A 20,697-nucleotide genomic window follows, 5' to 3' on the forward strand; every position below is an offset into this window, starting at 1 on the left:
TGCAAATGATGAGGTGAGCAGTTATGTTTGTAGATCAGGTTAGTGTATATGTGAAGGCTGGAGATGGTGGTAATGGACTTGTCGCATATCGTCGGGAGAAGTATGTTCCAAAAGGTGGTCCGGCTGGCGGAGACGGTGGAAATGGCGGCGATATTGTTTTCGAGGTGGACGAGGGTCTGAATACATTAATGGATTTTCGTTACAACCGTCATTTTAAAGGAAAACAAGGAGAAAACGGTATGAGTAAAACCCAGCACGGCAAAAATTCAGCCCCCTTAATTGTTGCGGTTCCCCCTGGTACGACAGTTATTGATAGGGAAACCAATGAAGTTATAGCAGATTTAATAGCTCATAAACAGCAGGCGGTTATTGTTAAAGGTGGAAGAGGTGGGCGAGGAAATACACGATTTGCCACCCCAAGAAATCCTGCTCCAGACATGGCGGAAAATGGCGAGCCAGGACAGGAGCGAAATATAATGGTTGAGCTGAAATTAATCGCAGATGTTGGTCTTGTTGGTTTTCCTAGTGTTGGAAAATCGACATTTCTATCTGTAGTCAGTGCTGCTAAACCTAAAATTGCTGATTATCATTTTACTACATTAGCACCTAATTTAGGTGTTGTAGATACAGGTGATCAACGTAGCTTTGTCATGGCTGATTTACCTGGTTTAATTGAAGGAGCTCATGAGGGAATAGGGCTCGGTCATCAATTTCTGCGTCATGTAGAGCGTACAAGATTAATCGTTCACGTCATTGATATGGCAAGTACAGAAGGAAGAGATCCGTATGATGATTATCTGAAAATTAATCAGGAATTGAAAGAATATGATAGCAAACTGACGGAAAGACCACAAATAATTGCAGCAAATAAAATGGACATGCCTGGTGCTGAAGAAAATCTGCAGAAATTTAGGGAACAATTAGAAGGGGATATTCCTGTTTATAAAATATCTGCACTTACTAAAGATGGATTAAGGGAAATCCTATTTGCCATTGCAGATGCACTAGATGCTATTCCTAAGAATACTGAACAGCTGGAAGAAGTGGAAGAAAAAGTTGTTTACCGGTATCAAAAAGAAGATGATCCATTTGAAATTACACGTGATCCAGATGGCGCATTTGTATTATCAGGTATTAAAATTGAAAAACTGTTCAAGATGACTGATTTCAACAGAGATGAAGCAGTACAGCGTTTTTCACGCCAGATTCGTGGAATGGGTGTTGACGAAGCATTGAGAAAACGTGGTGCAAAAGATGGGGATACGATTCGATTACTGAGTTTTGAATTTGAATTTATAGAGTAAGGGAAGAATAATACAGGGGGAGATTTTATTGACAGTTTCAATAGGATATCTAGGTCCTAAAGGGACATTTACTAAACTGGCAGTGGATACTGCATTTAATGGAGAAAATAAACAGGCATTTGATACTATTCCTGAATGTATTGATGCAGTGGAACAGAATAAAACTGATATTGGAGTTGTCCCGCTTGAAAATGCAATTGAGGGGACAGTGCAATTAACAGTTGATTATCTTATACACCAGGTAAGGCTGCCAGTTGCAGCAGAAATTGTTGTTCCGATACAACAGCATTTGCTTGTACATCCAGATTTCACTGGTGAGCTGTCTGATATAAAGGAAGTGCACTCACATAGTCATGCAATTGCACAATGTCATCAATATATACATCAAAACTTAACTAATGCAAGTCTTTGTTTTACTACATCAACAGGCAAGGCTGCTGAAATGGTAGGGAAAAGCAGAGCACCTATAGCGGCAATTGGAAATAGACTCGCAGCAAGTGAATATGGTCTGCAAATCCTTAATGAGAATATCCATGATTATTCTAATAATCATACAAGATTTCTTGTTCTTTCAAAAAAGAAAGAATTAGTACATATTAAGCATGAAAGTCAATTAGATAAAACAACACTATTAATTACTTTGCCGAGTGATCAAGCTGGTGCACTGCATCAAGTACTTTCCGCATTTGCATGGCGTAAAATGAATCTTTCAAAAATCGAGTCAAGACCGATGAAGACAGGGTTAGGAAATTACTTTTTTATCATTGATGTGAATCAGCCCTATGATAATGTGCTATTTCCAGGTGTTAAAGGGGAACTCGAAGCATTGGGCTGTAATGTGACGATCTTAGGTACATATCCAGTTTATCATATGAATATATAGATCATTTCCGTAAATTTTGTTGCTCTTTAACATCGTAGCAGATAAAAATTGCGACGTAACTTTAGTGTGATTTTTTTACCCTTCTTTAGAAGATGGGTGCTAGTTCGGTGCTCCGGAAACACATTGGTAATGTACTTTCAACATTAAAAGGGATCTACCACTTGATTAAACCAAACAAGTGGCATCCTCCTTTGTGACGTGACGTTGTTTGGAGTGGAGAATCGTTGACTCCTGCCCAGAATAAAGGTTTTCGGTGGGGCGGGTAATCGCAGTCCGAGCACGTGTCTGAATACCTAAGCAGAGTGGATTTCTCGAGGAGGCTGAGGCCGCTAAAAAGCAACGGTCCGCAGTGGAAAACAACCTAGTGCATACGTCGCAATTTCTATCTTTTGTGTATCGTGTTGTCAGCCAAACTGTAAAAAAATAAGTTTATCTTTATTAAAACCGTCATTCTCAAATGAAAGAGAGGACGTTTTTTTATTTTTCATGGGTCAACTTTTATCATTTTCCTGCATATGTTGATATAGAGTAATTAGCCCAGTTTTAAGACATGAAAGGAGTTTGGTTCGTTTTGAAAATACACATCGTTAAAAAGGGAGATACACTTTGGGAAATATCCAAAAGCTATGGAGTAGATTTTGAACAGGTTAAACAGCTTAATTCACATTTATCAAGCCCAGATATGATCATGCCAGGAATGAAAATAAAGATACCTAGTTCTTCAAAAGCGGTCAAAAAAGAAAGTGTGGCGGTAAAGGAGACAAAGAAAGAAGCAGTGAAACAACCATATAAGGATACCTCTGTCAAGCCCTTACCTGTAATGAAGGAAGATGATAAAGAGAAGCCAAAACCAATAAAGCCACAAATGCCACAAATGCCACAAATGCCTGTGATCCAGCCACAGTCGCATATTCAAATGCCGGTCATGGAGCAGGAATTTCAAAATTATACAACAATAAACCTTCCACAAATGCCGCAGTATTCCGCTGAACCAACAAAAGAGCAGCCAAAAAAGGAAAAACAAGCAGTAAAACCAATGCCTGAACCACAGGCACCAAAAATGCCAATGCCCGCACCACCAACACAGCAAATGCCAATGCAAATGATGGTACCAATGTGCTGCCACATTGTACATCCTTGTTATCCGCCCGTAGAATTCCCAGTTATGGCTCACATGGCAGATGGCTACCCACCGGTGGCTCATCATATGTTACATCCACAATTTATTAGCCCTGGGCAATTTCATGGGGCAACATCCGGTGGACCTGCACAAATGACTGGTAAAAATGATTGCGGATGTGGAGGGCAGTCACCAAAAATGGACTATCCAATGCCTTCGTTTTCATCTGGTCGTCAGGATTTTCCAAGCCAACAGCCAGCCTTTAATCCACAACAAACACCGGCAAATAATTTATATCCACCACAATTCCAGAATACTACAATGAATCATTATTCTTATCCATCCCCTCCTTCATATCCAGATTTTTCTGGAAATGATCATCGGGAAAAAGAGGATGATTCAAAAGATGCGTAACAAAGATCAAAGAGACGAATTTTTATATCGTCTCTCTTCTTTTTTATATAAAGAAGGAGGACTTGTTGTAGAGAAACTGTCTTTTATCAAACCCTACGTTTTTTATTTAAAAACAGAATCTAAAGAAGAATTAATATTAAAAGGCCATAGCAAAAAAGAAATTATTAATCAGCAATGGGATTTTTTTGAAAGGATTGATCACTCTGGTGTAGTCTCTTTTAAACGGTTTCCAAATGGGCAAAAGATAATCGTAACGAATAATAATTATTTGACAATATCTTCATATATCAAAGGGAAAAAATTGAATTATCAGCTTGCGGAAGATAGAATAAAAGTTGTTAAAGCATTACAGGATTTTCATAAAAAGGCGAATAATATTTATGTTAAACAGCCTGTTAATAAAAATCAATTTATTGATAGGTGGTACCATAGACTACAAGCCTTTAAAAAAACAGAACATATCTTTATAAACCAAGGTTTTGAATGTTTATTTCAGGAAATAGTACAAACAATGGCTATCCATTTACGTCTACTCGAACAGTTTCCGTGGCATTCCTATGAAAAAGAGGCGAAGCAAAAGGGACAGTGGATTCATGGGGACGTTGCTTCACATAATTTTATTCAGAATAAATATACGTATATAATTGATTTTGATTTATTGCATTGTGCACCCCAGATTTATGATTATATTCAGCTGGGTCAGCGTTTTTTGCCATATATCAATTGGAGTATTGATAAACTTCTTACCTATAAAATGGTAACAGACTGCAGATTGAAAGCCTGGTTATATGCGATTATTACCCCTAGTGATTTATTACGTGAATGGATTTATTTTTTAAAGCAAGGTTCACCCATATCATCAATTGAGCAATATTTAAAGCAAATGGAAAAATCAATGATAAACAGGAGACTTTGTTTGAAAAATGCAAAATCAATGATAAAATCATTGTAGGAAGTTTTGCTTCTTGCGAGGAGGGAGAATTATGGAAAAACAAATCGAAGAAATTGTTCAATGGTTAACCTTACAAGTGAAAAATGCAGGGGTAAAAGGATTGGTGGTCGGAGTAAGCGGAGGACTTGATTCTGCAGTTGTTGCTCATTTAATTAAACGGGCATCGCCGAAAGAATCTTTGGGAGTAATGCTGCCGATCCAGACAAGTTCCCTAAACATGGAGCATGCTAACAGTGTGATAGCAAGCTGTGAAATTAATGCCATTACAGTTGATTTATCAGAGACACATAACAAAATGTATTCTCAAATAAAAGCTGAATTGAATAGAAAAAATGAATTCAATGTAGAGCATGATCAACTTGCTGGTGCTAACCTCAGAGCAAGGCTTCGTATGAGTACACTTTATGCACTGGCAACAAATTATAATTATTTAGTTGTTGGAACAGATAATGCATCTGAATGGTATACAGGCTATTTCACGAAATATGGAGATGGTGGAGCAGATATTCTTCCACTTGTAGACTTTACCAAACAGGAAGTAAGGGAAATGGCTGCATATTTAGGCGTCCCTGAGGAAGTTATAAGTAAACAGCCAAGTGCTGATTTATGGGAAGACCAAACAGATGAAGCTGAAATGGGAACAACCTACGACAAAATTGATGCATATGTACAAGGGGAAGAAATACCCGAAAAAGATAAAGAAATTATTGAGAATATGCATAAACGTACAGCACATAAACGTAATCCACTTCCACAATATAAAAGGAACAAGTAATTACCTGAAATTGACTGTGTAAAATAATCTCTCTTAAACAAACTAAGTGTAAGGGAGGTTATTTTATGTTAAAGATTATATTATTTACATTGCTTATCATCTTTATGGTTGGTTGTACCAATACGGATGATGATGCACAAACAACACAAGAAAAAAATAATATCCAGCCGATTAATTATGAAACGGAGAAGGAACGTAAGGATAGATTGAACATACGAGATAAAACAATTGGTGAAAAGGGAGGATATCCACAAAGTGATCAGGACGGTGTGAACGAAGGTGATAACAGGGCTGAGTACTCAGATACGTTTACCAATGAAGAATCAGTTAAGATTTCCAAGCAATTAAAAGAGAAAAAAGAAATTGTCCAAGCACAGGTTGCTTCAACGGATGATCGAATAATTGTTGCGGTTTTATTAAGTGAACAAACAGAGCCAGATGTAAAACAAATGATTGAATCTGAAGTAACGAAATTAGTGCCAGATAAACAAATTATTGTTTACACGGATGAAGTACACTGGGATCATATGAAAAAACTAGATGCCAGGTTGGGCTCTGAAAATAGCGAATATGACGTTGAAGACTATATAGATGATTTCTTTAAACGGAATGATTAACCTTTGTTTAAGCAAAGGTTTTTCTTTTCGTTGTTTCATTTTTTTGTTATAGTAAAAAAGTAAATTCCGGGGAGAGGAGAATGTGCAGGTGGCTGGTCATTCCAAGTGGAAGAATATACAGAGAAGAAAAAATGCACAGGATGCTAAAAAAGGAAAAATCTTTATGAGGCATGCTAAAGAAATTTACACTGCTGCAAAAAGTGGTGGGGATCTTGCAACAAACGCATCACTTCGTTTAGCGGTAGATAAGGCAAAAGCAGATAACATGCCCAACGATAATATCGATCGTGCAATAAAAAAGGCCACAGGAACACTTGATGGGGCGAGTTTTGAAGAAATCACTTATGAAGGATATGGTCCTGGTGGTGTTGCTATTATTGTACATGTTTTAACAGATAATAAAAACAGAACGGCTGCAGAGGTTAGGCATGCATTTAAGAAGAATGATGGCAATCTTGGGGAAAATGGCAGTGTATCTTTTATGTTTGACAGAAAAGGTTATATTGTTATAGCAAATGAGGATGGATCGATTGATGAAGATGAAATAACGCTTGAAGCACTTGAAGCAGGAGCAGAGGATATCGTAAAAGAAGATGGTGCATATGAAATCTTTACAACACCGGAGAGCTATCAAAGTGTTACTGATCATTTAACAAATAATGGTTATACCATTGCAGATGGAGAAGTTACACTTGTCCCGCAAAATTATAGTACGGTAGCGGAAGATGATGAGCATAAAATGTTAAGTCTGATAGAAATGCTGGAAGAAGAAGAGGATGTACAAGATATCTATCATAATTTAGAGGTCTCTGAATAGCTATAATAAACTTCTATTTCTTGATTTAAGAAATGGAAGTTTATTATTTATTGTACAGATATGGTAAAATGGGTTAAGCAATACAGGAGGAGAAGATTGAATGATTGCATATATAAAGGGGATTCTTACATATGTTCAAGATGATTCGGTTGTTGTAGATGTTCACGGAGTTGGATATGAATTAATCTGTGCCAATCCATTTGGGTTTCAATCCTCATTAAATACAGAAGTAAAGATTAATACATATCATCATGTCAGAGAAGATCTACAGCTACTGTATGGTTTTAAAAATCAAGATGAAAAATATCTGTTTATAAAACTGATATCAGTTTCCGGTATTGGTCCAAAAGGTGCCTTGGGAATCCTTGGATCCGTTGATATCCCTGCTTTTGTCGCTGCTATTGAAAAAGAAGATGATAAATTTTTAACAAGTTTTCCGGGGGTAGGCAAAAAAACAGCCAGACAAATTATTCTTGATTTAAAAGGCAAGCTGACAACTATGCTGCAGGTATCTAGTTCTGAGGATATTGCCATAGAAGGGAATCAGTTGACTACTAAAGGACTGCAGGAGGCTCAGCAGGCATTAAAAGCTTTAGGCTATACAGAACGAGAATTAAAGACTGTCATACCTAAACTACAAACTGAAAACTATAATCATACAGATGAAATTATTCGAAAGGCTTTAGCGTTATTAATGAAAAATTGATAAGGGGGGATAATGATGGAAGAACGAATGGTTACAGGTGAGCTCCAAAATGAAGATAATCCATTTGAGCTTAGTCTCAGACCGACTACGTTAAATCAGTACATAGGACAGCAAAAGGTAAAAGAAAATTTAAGTATTTTCATTCAAGCTGCAAAAATGCGGGAAGAAGCCCTTGATCATGTATTATTATACGGACCTCCAGGGCTTGGTAAAACCACGTTAGCAGCAATTATAGCAAATGAAATGGGCGTTCAATTTCGTTCGACATCAGGCCCTGCAATTGAAAGAGCTGGTGACTTAGCAGCAATTCTTTCCTCACTTGAACCTGGCGATGTACTTTTTATCGATGAAGTTCACCGGCTTCCACGCTCCGTTGAAGAGATCTTATACCCTGCTATGGAGGATTTTTTTCTTGATATTGTCATTGGTACTGGTCCAAGTGCGAGATCGGTTCGAATTGACTTACCACCATTTACTTTAGTTGGTGCTACAACGAGAGCAGGGCTTTTAACTGCCCCGCTTAGAGATCGATTTGGTGTGCTAAGTAGACTGGAATTTTATGAAACAAAAGATTTATGCTCCATTGTGGAACGAACGGCGGAGATTTTCCAAACATCGATTACCAAAGATGCTGCAGCTGAAGTTGCACGCAGATCGAGAGGTACACCACGTATTGCTAATAGATTATTAAAAAGAATTCGTGATATTTCCCAGGTTAAAGGGGAAAAGGAAATAACGATAGAAACAACAGATGTAGCTTTAAAAATGCTGCAGGTTGATGATGTTGGCCTAGATCATATTGATCACAAGCTCCTAAAAGGGATTATTGAAGGCTTTCAGGGTGGTCCTGTTGGGCTGGATACAATCGCTGCCACCATTGGGGAAGAATCACAAACGATTGAAGATGTGTATGAGCCCTATTTATTACAGATTGGATTTATTCAAAGATCACCAAGAGGAAGGGTGGTTACTGAAAAAGCATATAATCATTTTGGTTTGAAAGTGAATGATGAGGAATGAGTATTGGTAAGCTATTTATAATACTGGGTATTGCTTTTTTAATGATTGGAGTAATTTGGACATTTATCGGAAAATTGCCGGGAGATATTAGTTTTAAAAAAGGCAATGTTTCCTTCCATTTTCCAATTATGACATCGATTGTCGTAAGTATTATTTTGACACTAATCTTTTTCATTCTGGCAAGATTTCGCTAAGCTATATGTAAGGAGATTCATTATGAACATAGAAGATTTTGATTTTGATTTACCTGAGGAATTAATTGCACAAACTCCTTTGAAGGATCGAACTGCATCCAGGTTACTCGTTTTAAATCGAGATACAAAAGAGGTGCAACATAATCAATTCATCGATATTAAAGGTTACTTAAAAGAGGGTGACTGTCTTGTTTTAAATGATACCCGTGTACTTCCAGCAAGACTTTATGGGATAAAAAAGGATACAGGTGCAAAGATTGAGGTTTTATTACTCTCGCAGCAGGAAAAAGATACTTGGGAAGTGCTGACAAAGCCTGCTAAGAAAGTGAAAATAGGTACAGAACTTATTTTTGGGGATGGAAAGCTACGAGCAACCTGCACAGGGTATAAAGAGCATGGTGGAAGGATATTGGAATTTTCCTATGAGGGGATTTTTTATGAAATACTAGATCAATTAGGAGAAATGCCATTACCACCATATATAAAAGAACAACTACCGGAAAAAGAGCGTTATCAAACCGTTTTTGCAAGAGAAGAAGGTTCTGCAGCCGCTCCTACTGCCGGTTTACATTTCACTAATGAATTACTAGATGAGATTAAACAAATGGGGATAACGATTGTCTTCATTACACTACATGTAGGCATTGGTACTTTCAGACCGGTAAGTGTTGCTAACATTGACGAACATAAAATGCATGCTGAGTTTTATCATATGACAAAAGAAGCAGCTGAAACACTTACGAAGGTAAAAGAAGCGGGTGGCAGGGTTATTTCTGTAGGAACGACGTCAACGAGAACACTTGAGACAATAGCTAGAGATAATGATGGGGCATTTGTGGAATCGAGCGGATGGACAGACATTTTTATTTATCCACCGTATACTTTTAAAGCAATTGATGGATTACTTACGAATTTCCATCTGCCAAAATCAACGTTAATTATGCTTGTAAGTGCTCTGGTTGATAAAGAAACAATACTAAGAGCATACAAAGAGGCAGTTAATCAACGCTATCGATTTTTTAGCTTTGGCGATGCAATGCTAATAATTTAAAAGGGAACGAATATGAAATGACACCTATAACATATGAATTAATGAAGACATGTAACCAAACAGGAGCCAGACTGGGAAGAGTTCATACCCCACATGGATCGTTTGACACACCAACGTTTATGCCAGTTGGAACATTAGCGACCGTAAAGACAATGAGTCCGGAAGACTTAAAAGAAATGAATGCCAATATTATTCTTTCCAATACGTATCATTTATGGTTGAGACCTGGTGAAGACATCATGAAAGAAGCGGGTGGACTCCATAAATTTATGAACTGGGATGGAGCTATTTTAACGGATTCAGGTGGATTCCAAGTATTTAGCCTAAGTGATATGCGGCAAATTAAAGAAGAAGGGGTTCATTTTCGAAATCACTTAAGTGGAGAAAAATTATTCCTATCTCCAGAAAAAGCAATGCAAATTCAAAATGTACTAGGATCGGATATAATGATGGCATTTGATGAATGTCCACCATATCCAGCAACATATGATTACATGAAATCATCTGTAGAAAGAACGTCACGTTGGGCAGAAAGATGCTTAGAAGCACATGAACGGAAAGATACCCAGGGTTTATTCGGAATTATTCAAGGCGGGGAATATGAAGATTTAAGGAAGCAAAGTGCTGAAGATTTAGTTTCCTTGGATTTTCCTGGATATGCCATTGGAGGTTTGTCTGTAGGAGAACCTAAAGTTGTCATGAATAACGTTCTTGAATTTACAACTCCATTGATGCCTTCAAATAAACCTCGTTATTTAATGGGTGTCGGTTCACCGGACTCATTAATTGATGGTGCAATCAGGGGAATTGACATGTTTGATTGTGTGTTGCCAACAAGAATTGCTCGAAATGGGACATGCATGACATCAACCGGACGATTAGTAGTTAGAAATGCAAAATATGCCCGTGATTTTGGCCCGATTGATGAAAATTGTGGCTGTCATGTATGTGAAAATTATACGCGTGCATATATCCGTCATTTAATAAAATGTAATGAAACATTCGGATTCAGACTTACTACTTATCATAACCTATATTTTCTGTTAAAATTAATGGAGCAAGTACGAACTGCGATAAGCGAGGATCGTCTTGGTGACTTTAAAAATGCATTCTTTGAACAATATGGATTGAATCAACCGAATGCGAAAAACTTTTAAAGATGATGAAATTGTGAAAGGAGGGAAACGTAATGGAAATGTTAATATCATTATCACCGATTATTTTAATGTTTGTGATATTTTACTTCTTGCTTATTCGTCCACAGCAAAAACGTCAGAAGCAAGTAAGACAGATGCAATCAGATCTACAAAAAGGTGATCCGGTAGTAACAATTGGCGGATTACATGGAGTGATCCATGCAATTGATGAAAATACGATTATTATTCAATCAGGTGACGGTACTAAACTTACATATGACCGTTCGGCGATTCGCGAAGTAGTGCAAAGATAATTCGTTATCGTAGGTATAAGCAATAGGCTGGAGTCTGTTGCTTATAAACCTGAGTATATTTATCAATTAAAAATACATAAGGACAAAAAAAGAAGTTAATGGTGCAACCATTAACTTCTTTTTTGTCGTCTAGGAAATTATAAAATTTGTGGGCTGTGGATAACAAAACAACCGAATTAGCCACGTCTGGCTCCAGCGCTAAAGCCATAGTAGAATTCCTTCACCTCCGTACGATAAAGAAGACTTGCCGATTGGGAACCAGAGGCTTAGTCGCACTTATACCCTTGTGGCGAAAGTCAACATCGGCTTCCCCCGGTAGCCGTCTTCTGCGGCTCAGTCCAGTCCGTCGCTAAGCGGACGCTCTCGCGCTTTTGTGCTGTTTATTCGTTTACTTCTCCTGTGATATTCACTCCAATTACACCACCGAATAATGCAGCTAAAATAAATCCAATATGATGGATTGATTGCTCCAAGGAAAAAGCTTGCTGATATCCTAAATATTGCACTAAAAATGTAAATAATGTAAATCCTAAGCCTGTAATTCCTCCAATAATCCATCCCTTCGCTTTCCCTTTGACCCCTGCTACGACGCCACCAATAAACAAAGATATTAATCCGATAACTAACGCTATCCATGAGAGTGCAGGATCGCTAAATGTTGTAAAACGGAGCAGAAAAGCCAAAATTACACTTGCAATCAGGATTAAGCCAAGTACGACAATCCATCCATAAAGTAAGGCAATGAATTGATTTCCTTTCATGAGAACTCCCCTTTCATGTTTGTCCATTTACAATCATTCTATTCAAACATTTATAAAATAGACGAAATATATTATTTATTTCTACATATATTTTTCTAAAGGTATTTTTAAATGGAAGTGGGTGTGAAATGGATATTATTCTTGCAACAACTATTTTTATAATTAGCTATGTTTTTATCATGACTGAAAAAATTAACCGTGCAGTTGTTGCGCTTTCAGGTGGAGTTTTATTATTGCTTACAGGAATTTACTCTACCCAGGATGTTTTTATGCACTATATTGACTGGAATACGATTGCGTTATTGTTTTCCATGATGATCCTTATATCAATAACACAAAAGACAGGACTTTTTACCTTTATTGCGATTCGATTTGCGCAGAGTGTTCGTGGAGCACCAATCCCTCTTCTGATAGGATCTAGTATTTTGACTGCAATCGGATCTGCGCTGCTGGATAATGTCACGACGGTACTTATATTTGTTCCAATCATCCTAAATATAACGAAGCTTTTAAAGTTGCCTGCTTTTCCTTATTTATTAGTTATTATATTTAGTTCGAATATTGGAGGGGCAGCTACCTTGATTGGGGATCCGCCAAATATAATGATTGGTCAAGCAGTGGAACATTTGACATTTCTATCATTTATTATTCATTTGGCGCCATTGGCATTACTAATATTCTTTATAATGCTGGCAGTCATGGTATTTATTTTTCACCGTCAATTGACTCGTATTAAAACAGATAGAGAGGAACTATTAAAAATCAATGCAGCATCCCATTTGAATAAATCTCCAATGCTCTATCAGTCAATAACGGTTCTATTAATGACGATAACTGGCTTTCTTGTACATGTATTTGTCCATATAGAGTTAACTGTAATTGCTTTATCGGGTGCCTTATTGCTTTTATTGTTAACCGAAAAGGAGTTGGCTGCTGAACGTATTTTTGAAAAGGTCGAGTGGGTGACATTATTTTTCTTTATCGGACTGTTTACACTAGTAGGAGGGCTTCAGGAAGTTGGAATTATTGACGAGATGGCAAGAGCAATAGTAATGACTACAGATGGTGATTACGCATATACAACTTTATTAATTTTGTGGACAACAGGAATTTTTTCAGGGATTGTGGATAATATTCCTTTTGTTGCTGCCATGATTCCGGTGGTTCAGGAATTCGAAAGCTATGGCCTGGTATATTTAGATCCGATTTGGTGGGCATTGGCGTTAGGAGCCTGTTTAGGGGGAAATGGGACACTGATAGGCTCATCAGCTAATGTAGTTGTCGCAGGTCTTGCAGAGGGAGCCGGGGAAAAGCTTTCCTTTATTCGTTTCATGCTTTATGGTATTCCAGTCGTATTGTTATCCCTTATAATTTCTACCTTCTATATTTATTTCCGTTATTTACTGCCATATATCGGACAGGCATAAGAAAAGGCTATCTTCAATGACAGCCTTTTTCTTATAGCCATTTTTGTATAAAGGGAATTTGTTTTAATTCCTCCTTGGTGATAAATCTTAATAAAAAAAGCAATATACAATAGATAATTGTTAAAATGATTAAAAGGAAAAGAAAAAGAATAATATGTTGATTCATCGTCTCATAAATACTTTTCAGGAAATTCCCTGCTCCCCAGGTAAGGGTAATGAGCATAATCATTTTACTTAAATCCCTCAAAGGAATCCAGAATTGAATTGCTTTTCGTAGTGTTGCAAGATGGAGTAAAGTAACCAAGACAACGCCAACAGACATGGCAATCGCTACACCCATTATGCCAAATTTGGGATTGGAAGCTAATAGAACGAGTACAATAAATTTAAATGCTGCACCAATCAAACTATTCCACATGGCAGGCTTAGCCAAATCAAGTGCTTGTAATGTTGCTTGTAATGGTGCCTGAATATACAGTAGAATGAAAAAGGGAGCCATTAAGATTAAGAATTTGCTTGCATCAGCTGTTCCATACATATAACTTAAAATCGGTACCGAAAAGAGAGTTAATACAATTGTAGCAATCGCTCCAGATGCGAAAGATATTCGAATGGACTGATGAATCCGATAGTGAATTAATTTATTGTTAAGATTAGCTTCTGCCTCCGAAATGGAAGGGACTAATGCTATAGATAATGACTGGGTAATGAATGTAGGTAAAAATAAGAGTGGCATGACAAATCCGGTTAATTCTCCGTACTGCTTTGTTGCCAGTTGACTGGAGATACCCGCAATTGCCAGGCTGTTTGCTACCAATATCGGTTCGAGAAAATATGAAAAGGAACCAATCATCTTACTACCTGTACTGGGAATAGCAATCGAAAATAATTCCTTTAGTGTATCTTTACTCGATTTTAAATAGGCGAAAAATCGGGTGCGTATTTTTACTTTTTTCTTTCGTTTAAACATATGAATCATATATAATAATGATACAAACTCACCGAGAATAACGCTAAACATCGCACCGGCTGCTGCAAATTCAACACCATATGGAAGCAATAGTTTAACAAACAGTGCCACACAGGTAATCCGAACGATTTGTTCGATTACCTGAGAATAGCTTTGCGGCTTCATATTTTGTTTTCCTTGGAAATAGCCCCTTAGGATAGATGAAATTGCAACAATAGGAACAATTGGGCTTATTGCGAGTAATGGGTAGATCGTCCGGTCATCTGTTAGTAAGGTAGTAGCTATAAAAGGAGCTGCACTAATCATCCCGATTGTAAAAACAATACTGGAAATAGCAGTTACAATTAATGATACGATCAGAATTTGCTTGATTTTTTTCTGGTCATTTCTTGCTTCAGCTTCTGCAACACGTTTGGATATGGCAACAGGCAGGCCAAGCTGGGTCATTGTGATAACGAGAAATAAGGTAGGAAGGGCCATCATGTATAGCCCAATACCATCTTCACCCATCAATCGTGCTACAACCAAGCGATTGATAAAGCCAAGAAATCGTGTGATCATACCTGCCAGAATTAAAATTAACGTCCCTTGTAAAAATGTTTGTTTGGACATTATCGTAAACCCACCTTCTCAAAAAATAAAATTTCATATACAATGATATATATGCTTCTGAGTGGGCCAAGCATGACTAACGATATTTTATACTCCGGGAATAGGAGGAGGAAACATGGAAACAGTACATACGGTAAGTGAATGGAAAGAAATGATTAAACCAGCTTTGGATAGTAAAGTGGAAGAATTTCAATTAATGGGATATTCTCAGGCAACAGTTGATGATATTTGGAATTGCCTTGTACAAAAGGTGTGGAAAGGTGATCCGAAAAAACGTTTATATGAAGTGGTACAAGATGTTTTTCATCTTGGGGTAACTATTTATATGAGCTATTTAACTGTAAAAGCATATCAAAGTGATGACTTAAAAGCTTCAATAGCAGCATTAACAGGTATTAATGCAATCGAAGCTTAGGTGTAGTACATAATGTAATACCCGGTGGATAGTTGAAAGGGAGGCAAATTGTAAATGAAAAACAAAGGCAAAATTGTTGCCTTTTTTCTGATCGTAATCTTATTTGCTTTATTGATTGGAATAAAGGGTCCAGGAACCGCAAAAGATATTAATTTGGGACTTGATCTTCAGGGTGGTTTTGAAGTTTTATATAAAGTGGAACCAGTTGATGAAAATCAAGAAGTTACTAGGAGCCTTTTAGAAGGTACAGTACAAACGCTTAATGATCGGGTAAACCGTCTGGGGATTAGTGAAGCGGTTATCAACATTGAAGGAGAAGACAGAATTCGAGTTCAGCTGGCAGGAGTTGAAAATCAGTCAGAAGCCCGTGAGATGCTTGCAACTTCAGCAAGACTGTCCTTTCGTGATGTAAATGATAATGAATTATTAGATGGATCAGATGTAAAAGAAGGCAGTGCAAAACAGGACTTTGATCCAAATACAAATGCCCCAATTGTTACGTTACAACTAAAGGATGCTTCAAAATTTGGTGAAGTAACAACACAAATAAGTCAAATGGGAGCACCAAACAACCTTCTGGTTATTTGGATGGATTTTCAGGAAGAGGATTCATTTGAAGCGGAATCAGTAAAAGAAGATCCTAAGTATATTTCTGCAGCAAGTGTTAAGGATCCAATAAATAGCTCTAATGTAATGATTAGTGGGGGTAACTTTACAGTGGAATCAGCCCAGCAATTAGCTGATATTATCAATTCCGGTTCATTACCGGTAAATATGGAGGAATTATTTTCCACTTCAGTTGGAGCGCAATTTGGGGAGCAGGCACTAAATAAAACAGTCTTTGCAGCTTTTGTTGGAATTGGCTTAATCTTTTTATTTATGTTGGCATTCTACCGTTTCCCTGGAATGATAGCAGCTGTTAATTTGAGTATTTATATTTATTTGATTTTGCTTGTATTTGAATTATTAAATGGTGTTTTAACATTACCAGGTATAGCCGCATTAATATTAGGTGTTGGGATGGCTGTTGATGCAAACATAATTACTTTTGAAAGAATAAAAGAGGAACTGCGAGCTGGAAAATCAGTAATGGCTGCTTTCAAGGCTGGCTCGAAAAACTCAATTACTACTATTATAGATGCAAATATTACGACATTACTTGCAGCGTCTGTTCTCTTTATCTTTGGAACAAGCTCAGTAAAAGGGTTTGCGACAATGCTAATAATCAGTATATTGGTGAGTTTTCTAACAGCGGTTTTTGGCACCAGATTACTACTGGGACTTTGGGTGAAGAGTCGAGTTCTAAACAATCGAACAAGCTGGTTTGGTGTGAAAAAGGATGATATTAAAGATTTAGCTGCAAAAGAAGAAGAACCAAAATTATTTAATCGTCCTATTAATTTCGTTCAACACCGTAAGAAGTTTTTTATGTTTACAGCTTTATTGGTATTGATTGGTACATCCTCCTTGATTATTTTCAAATTAAATCCAGGAGTTGACTTTACTGCGGGTTCACGAATTGAAATTGTAAGTGACAGTAGTTTAAACACGGAAGAAATTAATGACGGCTTAGATGAACTAGGACTAGAAGCTAAATCAATCGTGCTTTCAGGTACAGATAACGAAATTGCTGTAACTAGATATGATACAGTGTTATCTGAAGAAAAAGTAGCCGAAGTACAATCATATTTCGATGAAAAATATGGAATTCAGCCGAGCGTCAGTGTTATATCTCCCATTGTAGGTCAGGAATTAGTAAAAAATGCAATTTACGCAATTTCGATTGCTGCTATTGGAATGATTATTTATGTGACATTACGATTTGAGTTTTTCTTTGCGCTAACTGCAATTATTGCCTTATTGCATGATGCATTTATCGTGTTAGCTATATTTAGTATTACAAGAATCGAATTTGATATAAATATAGTCGCGGCTATATTAACCATAATCGGTTATTCTATAAATAATACGATCGTCGTGTTCGACCGAATCAGGGAAGATATCCGCAAGCGGAAGAAACGTGTGAAATCATTATCCGAGCTTGCAAAAATTGTGAATGGCTCCTTAGTAAGAACGTTTACACGCAGTATAAATACGACGATATCAACCATGATTGCAGTATTGGCATTTCTCTTTTTAGGTGCACAGTCTATTGGTGGATTCGCAATCGCATTAACAGTTGGATTAATAGCAGGTACGTATTCATCGTTACTTCTTGCAAGTCAGGTGTGGCTGGTATGGCGTGGGAAAATGATCAAGAAAAAACCTGTGGACTTTACAAAGAAAAAACGGGTAGAAGGACCACAAGTATAATATTTACTTAACCCCTTGTTACTTAATAGTGACAAGGTTTTTAAGCTTAAATAGCTAGAAAAAGGGTAATTTAATTAAGTAGATATATATCTACTGCGAGGAGGAGCTTTAATGAAAGGTCAAACTTATGTGATTTTAGCCATTCTGTTTGTTATTATTGTAGCAGTATTTGCAGTGACAAATGTGGAAACTGTGGAAGTGAACTATTTATTTTGGAGTGGAGAATCTCCTTTAATATTAATTATCCTGTTTTCTGTATTAATGGGAGGAATTATTACAGGTGCTGTTGGTGCAGTGAAAATGTTCCGTCTCCAAAAAGAAATGAAAAAACTAATTGCTGATCATAGTGAAATGAGTAAAATACTTAAAAAAAATGGTCTTAGCTTAAATGAACATTCAGGTGAGACTGAAAATAAATCAGATAAAAATAATCATACAAATAAATGAAATAATATTCTAATTGCTCCCCTTGACTCTTTTTAGTATAATTGCTTAGTCAGGGGTGAAAATATGTTAGAGAGTAAGGCAAATTGGAAATTTACGAAGAAACAAGATGATACGGTGCAATGGATGGATGATTCAATTGATTTGTCTCCTGTTATAAAAGACCTTTTACTTCAAAGAGGAATTACAACAGAAGATGCTGCTTCTGAATTTTTAGCACCTGATATAAAAAATCTACATAACCCTAAAGGACTAGACTCGATTGATAAAGCTTCAGAACGTGTACATAAGGCAATTGAAGAGAAGGAGAAAATACTCATCTATGGGGATTATGATGCAGATGGTGTCAGTTCTACAACGGTTCTGCTAAAAACATTAATGGAACTAGGGGCTGAATGTAACTTTTATATACCGAACCGATTTACTGAAGGGTATGGTTTAAATGAAGAAGCATTCAAACAAGCTTTTGAAAATGGATTTCGTTTAATTATAACAGTAGATACCGGGATTACTTCTGTTCATGAAGCAGAAATAGCAAAACAACTTGGGATTGATTTAATTATCACCGATCATCATGAAGCACAGGAAAGCCTGCCTGATGCCTATGCAATTATTCATCCGAAATGTTCTGCAAATTATCCATTCAAGGAGCTTGCAGGGGTAGGTGTAGCTTTTAAGTTTGCCGAAAGCCTGTTAGGTTATTTCCCAAATCATCTGCTGGAGTTTGTGGCAATAGGTACCATTGCTGACCTGGTACCATTAGTAAGTGAAAATAGAATATTAGCATTCTATGGATTACATGCACTCACAATCTCAAAAAATCCTGGGATTAAAGCTTTAAAACGAGTATGTAATATTGAAGGAAACGTTACTGAAGAAGATGTTGGGTTTCTAATTGGCCCCAGAGTTAATGCAGTTGGCAGATTGCAGAATGCAGATTTAGCTGTCAGGCTTTTAATGACTACAGATGCGCATGAAGCAGATGAAATAGCTGGAGAAATTAATCGATTAAACCAGGAAAGACAACAAATCGTTAGTGGCATTGTTAAAGAAGCGGAAAAGATGGTTCAAAGCGGGGAAAAAAGCGGTGTAATTATCGTTGCAAAAGAAGGTTGGAACGAGGGTGTGCTGGGAATTGTAGCATCCAGGCTCGTCCGGACATTTGATCGACCGGCAATAGTTTTAGCAATTAAACCAGCAACATCTGAAGTGAAAGGATCAGCTCGAAGTATACCAGCTTTTGATCTTTTTAATAATTGCATGAAAATCAGAAACCTATTCACCCATTTTGGAGGACATTCTCAAGCTGCAGGCATGACTTTTCCATTGGAGAATGTAAAATTGATTCAAGAAAAACTTAATGACATTATTAGCACACAGCTAACGGAAAATGACTTTAAGCAAGTTATCGAAATAAATAATTCTATTTCTGTTACCGATATTAATGAAAAGTTAGTCAATGACATTAATAAACTAGCTCCATTTGGCATGGGAAATCCAAAGCCGGTATTTCGGATAAATGATATTCCGATCAGTGCACGACAAATCGGCAGTAATCAAAATCATCTTAAGCTACAATTTAAACAAGACAATGTCACGCTTGAAGGAATAGGTTTTGGAATGGGGGAATTATGCGCATACATATCTCCTGAAACCTCTATTTCAGTTGTGGGCGAGCTTGGAATTAATGAGTGGAACGGCAATCGAAAAGCACAAATCGTTATGCAGGATATGAAGATTGATGAGTGGCAGCTATTTGATCACAGAGGTAAAAAAAACCTGGATATCTCACCATTTATTAATCCTGAAAAAAGAAATGTCGTAATAAGCAATAATGAGATGGATCGCTCTGTTATGGTAGAACAAATTGTCTATGCTTCAGATATAAGTACTTTACGTGAAATTGATGAACTATTCATTGTTGATTTACCAACTGACCTAATGCATTTAAGAGAAATGCTCCAAGTGATGAAGCCAGTAAATATTTATGCATGTTACTATGTTGAAAACAGTCTTTACTTAAAAGCTTTTCCTTCGAGAGAAGAATTTAAATGGTTTTACGCTTTGCTACTGAAACGACAGGTATTGGATTTGAAAACGGAGATGCAGCGTATCATGCAAATGAAGGGTTGGAATAAAGATCGAATTATATTTATATCAAAGGTGTTTTTAGAATTAGGATTTGTTAAAATAGATAATGGAGTAGTTCATTTAATTCCTCAACCAGTTAAAAAGGATTTGGAGGAATCACCCTTATATCAAGCAAGATTATTGAGAGCTAATATTGAGAAAGTACTGTATTATTCAACCTACGATGAATTAAAAAAATGGTTTACAAATCAGATGGACTATTTGGCAGTTAAGCAAGTATAACATACTTGCTTACTGCATAAGTGCAACTAAGGCTGTCACCTAAGGGATTGGTGACAACTAAGTTTTCTAAGAAAGACCC

At 36.9% G+C, this 20,697-nt stretch carries 20 protein-coding genes; 18 read left to right on the forward strand and 2 right to left on the reverse strand.

Translation table 11 applies throughout. From position 1 onward, the window contains the following. Nucleotides 1-23 precede the first annotated feature (23 nt). The 13 genes from obgE (at nt 24) to yajC (ending at nt 11,303) form a co-directional block, all read left to right on the forward strand. A complete protein-coding gene (gene obgE / locus AC6HVZ_RS03725; RefSeq protein ID WP_497556792.1) occupies nt 24-1,304 on the forward strand; it encodes a GTPase ObgE in 1,281 nt (426 codons plus the stop codon). A gap of 28 nt (nt 1,305-1,332) precedes the next feature. Then, nucleotides 1,333-2,187, forward strand: a complete 855-nt coding sequence (gene pheA, locus AC6HVZ_RS03730) for a prephenate dehydratase (protein ID WP_497556793.1) — start codon at nt 1,333-1,335, stop codon at nt 2,185-2,187. A gap of 571 nt (nt 2,188-2,758) precedes the next feature. Continuing rightward, nucleotides 2,759-3,721 carry a SafA/ExsA family spore coat assembly protein gene (safA, locus tag AC6HVZ_RS03735; RefSeq protein WP_497556794.1) on the forward strand — a complete coding sequence of 321 codons (963 nt, stop codon included), beginning with the start codon at nt 2,759-2,761 and terminating at the stop codon, nt 3,719-3,721. Further along, nucleotides 3,714-4,673 (forward strand): phosphotransferase, encoded by a 960-nt coding sequence (locus tag AC6HVZ_RS03740; RefSeq protein ID WP_497556795.1) that lies wholly within the window; start codon nt 3,714-3,716, stop codon nt 4,671-4,673. Before safA ends, AC6HVZ_RS03740 begins: the two co-directional genes overlap by 8 nt. A gap of 31 nt (nt 4,674-4,704) precedes the next feature. After that, on the forward strand, nt 4,705-5,448 hold the full coding sequence (nadE, locus tag AC6HVZ_RS03745) for an NAD(+) synthase (RefSeq protein ID WP_497556796.1): 744 nt from the start codon (nt 4,705-4,707) through the stop codon (nt 5,446-5,448). Between the two features lie 65 nt (nt 5,449-5,513). Next, complete coding sequence (locus tag AC6HVZ_RS03750) at nt 5,514-6,065, forward strand: YhcN/YlaJ family sporulation lipoprotein (protein ID WP_497556797.1); 552 nt, start codon at nt 5,514-5,516, stop codon at nt 6,063-6,065. Nucleotides 6,066-6,153: 88 nt separating this feature from the next. Beyond that, the gene (locus AC6HVZ_RS03755; RefSeq protein ID WP_497556798.1) at nt 6,154-6,882 is read left to right on the forward strand and encodes a YebC/PmpR family DNA-binding transcriptional regulator; all 729 of its coding nucleotides are present in this window, start codon (nt 6,154-6,156) and stop codon (nt 6,880-6,882) included. A gap of 100 nt (nt 6,883-6,982) precedes the next feature. Beyond that, a complete protein-coding gene (gene ruvA, locus AC6HVZ_RS03760; RefSeq protein WP_497556799.1) occupies nt 6,983-7,588 on the forward strand; it encodes a Holliday junction branch migration protein RuvA in 606 nt (201 codons plus the stop codon). A gap of 15 nt (nt 7,589-7,603) precedes the next feature. After that, complete coding sequence (gene ruvB, locus AC6HVZ_RS03765; protein ID WP_497556800.1) at nt 7,604-8,608, forward strand: Holliday junction branch migration DNA helicase RuvB; 1,005 nt, start codon at nt 7,604-7,606, stop codon at nt 8,606-8,608. Next, nucleotides 8,605-8,802, forward strand: a complete 198-nt coding sequence (locus AC6HVZ_RS03770) for a DUF2905 domain-containing protein (RefSeq protein WP_497556801.1) — start codon at nt 8,605-8,607, stop codon at nt 8,800-8,802. The genes ruvB and AC6HVZ_RS03770 overlap by 4 nt, the downstream gene beginning before the upstream one ends. A 22-nt stretch (nt 8,803-8,824) precedes the next feature. Further along, entirely contained in the window at nt 8,825-9,853 is a 1,029-nt protein-coding gene (gene queA / locus AC6HVZ_RS03775; protein WP_497556802.1) for a tRNA preQ1(34) S-adenosylmethionine ribosyltransferase-isomerase QueA, read from the forward strand. Between the two features lie 17 nt (nt 9,854-9,870). After that, entirely contained in the window at nt 9,871-11,010 is a 1,140-nt protein-coding gene (tgt, locus tag AC6HVZ_RS03780; protein ID WP_497556803.1) for a tRNA guanosine(34) transglycosylase Tgt, read from the forward strand. 32 nt (nt 11,011-11,042) lie between these two features. Continuing rightward, nucleotides 11,043-11,303, forward strand: coding sequence for a preprotein translocase subunit YajC (gene yajC / locus AC6HVZ_RS03785; RefSeq protein WP_497556804.1), 261 nt, complete (start codon nt 11,043-11,045; stop codon nt 11,301-11,303). 380 nt (nt 11,304-11,683) lie between these two features. Here the strand turns inward: yajC and AC6HVZ_RS03790 are convergent, their stop codons facing one another. Continuing rightward, entirely contained in the window at nt 11,684-12,064 is a 381-nt protein-coding gene (locus tag AC6HVZ_RS03790; protein ID WP_497556805.1) for a TIGR04086 family membrane protein, read from the reverse strand. 128 nt (nt 12,065-12,192) lie between these two features. On the opposite strand from AC6HVZ_RS03790, the gene AC6HVZ_RS03795 reads away from it, so the two are divergent. Further along, on the forward strand, nt 12,193-13,491 hold the full coding sequence (locus AC6HVZ_RS03795; RefSeq protein WP_497556806.1) for an ArsB/NhaD family transporter: 1,299 nt from the start codon (nt 12,193-12,195) through the stop codon (nt 13,489-13,491). 31 nt (nt 13,492-13,522) lie between these two features. Here AC6HVZ_RS03795 and spoVB read toward each other — a convergent pair whose 3' ends face one another. After that, nucleotides 13,523-15,073 carry a stage V sporulation protein B gene (gene spoVB / locus AC6HVZ_RS03800; protein ID WP_497556807.1) on the reverse strand — a complete coding sequence of 517 codons (1,551 nt, stop codon included), beginning with the start codon at nt 15,071-15,073 and terminating at the stop codon, nt 13,523-13,525. A gap of 115 nt (nt 15,074-15,188) precedes the next feature. Here spoVB and AC6HVZ_RS03805 point away from each other — a divergent pair, with 115 nt between their 5' ends. The 4 genes from AC6HVZ_RS03805 to recJ all read left to right on the forward strand — a co-directional run bounded on the left by AC6HVZ_RS03805 (nt 15,189) and on the right by recJ (nt 20,618). Then, entirely contained in the window at nt 15,189-15,488 is a 300-nt protein-coding gene (locus AC6HVZ_RS03805) for a post-transcriptional regulator (protein ID WP_497556808.1), read from the forward strand. Nucleotides 15,489-15,542: 54 nt separating this feature from the next. Continuing rightward, a complete protein-coding gene (gene secDF / locus AC6HVZ_RS03810) occupies nt 15,543-17,801 on the forward strand; it encodes a protein translocase subunit SecDF (RefSeq protein WP_497556809.1) in 2,259 nt (752 codons plus the stop codon). Nucleotides 17,802-17,912: 111 nt separating this feature from the next. Next, on the forward strand, nt 17,913-18,248 hold the full coding sequence (locus AC6HVZ_RS03815) for a LapA family protein (protein ID WP_497556810.1): 336 nt from the start codon (nt 17,913-17,915) through the stop codon (nt 18,246-18,248). A 63-nt stretch (nt 18,249-18,311) separates the two neighbouring features. Continuing rightward, the gene (recJ, locus tag AC6HVZ_RS03820) at nt 18,312-20,618 is read left to right on the forward strand and encodes a single-stranded-DNA-specific exonuclease RecJ (RefSeq protein ID WP_497556811.1); all 2,307 of its coding nucleotides are present in this window, start codon (nt 18,312-18,314) and stop codon (nt 20,616-20,618) included. Nucleotides 20,619-20,697 lie beyond the last annotated feature (79 nt).

The sequence above is a fragment of the Oceanobacillus sp. NCCP-135 genome (genome assembly GCF_059698015.1).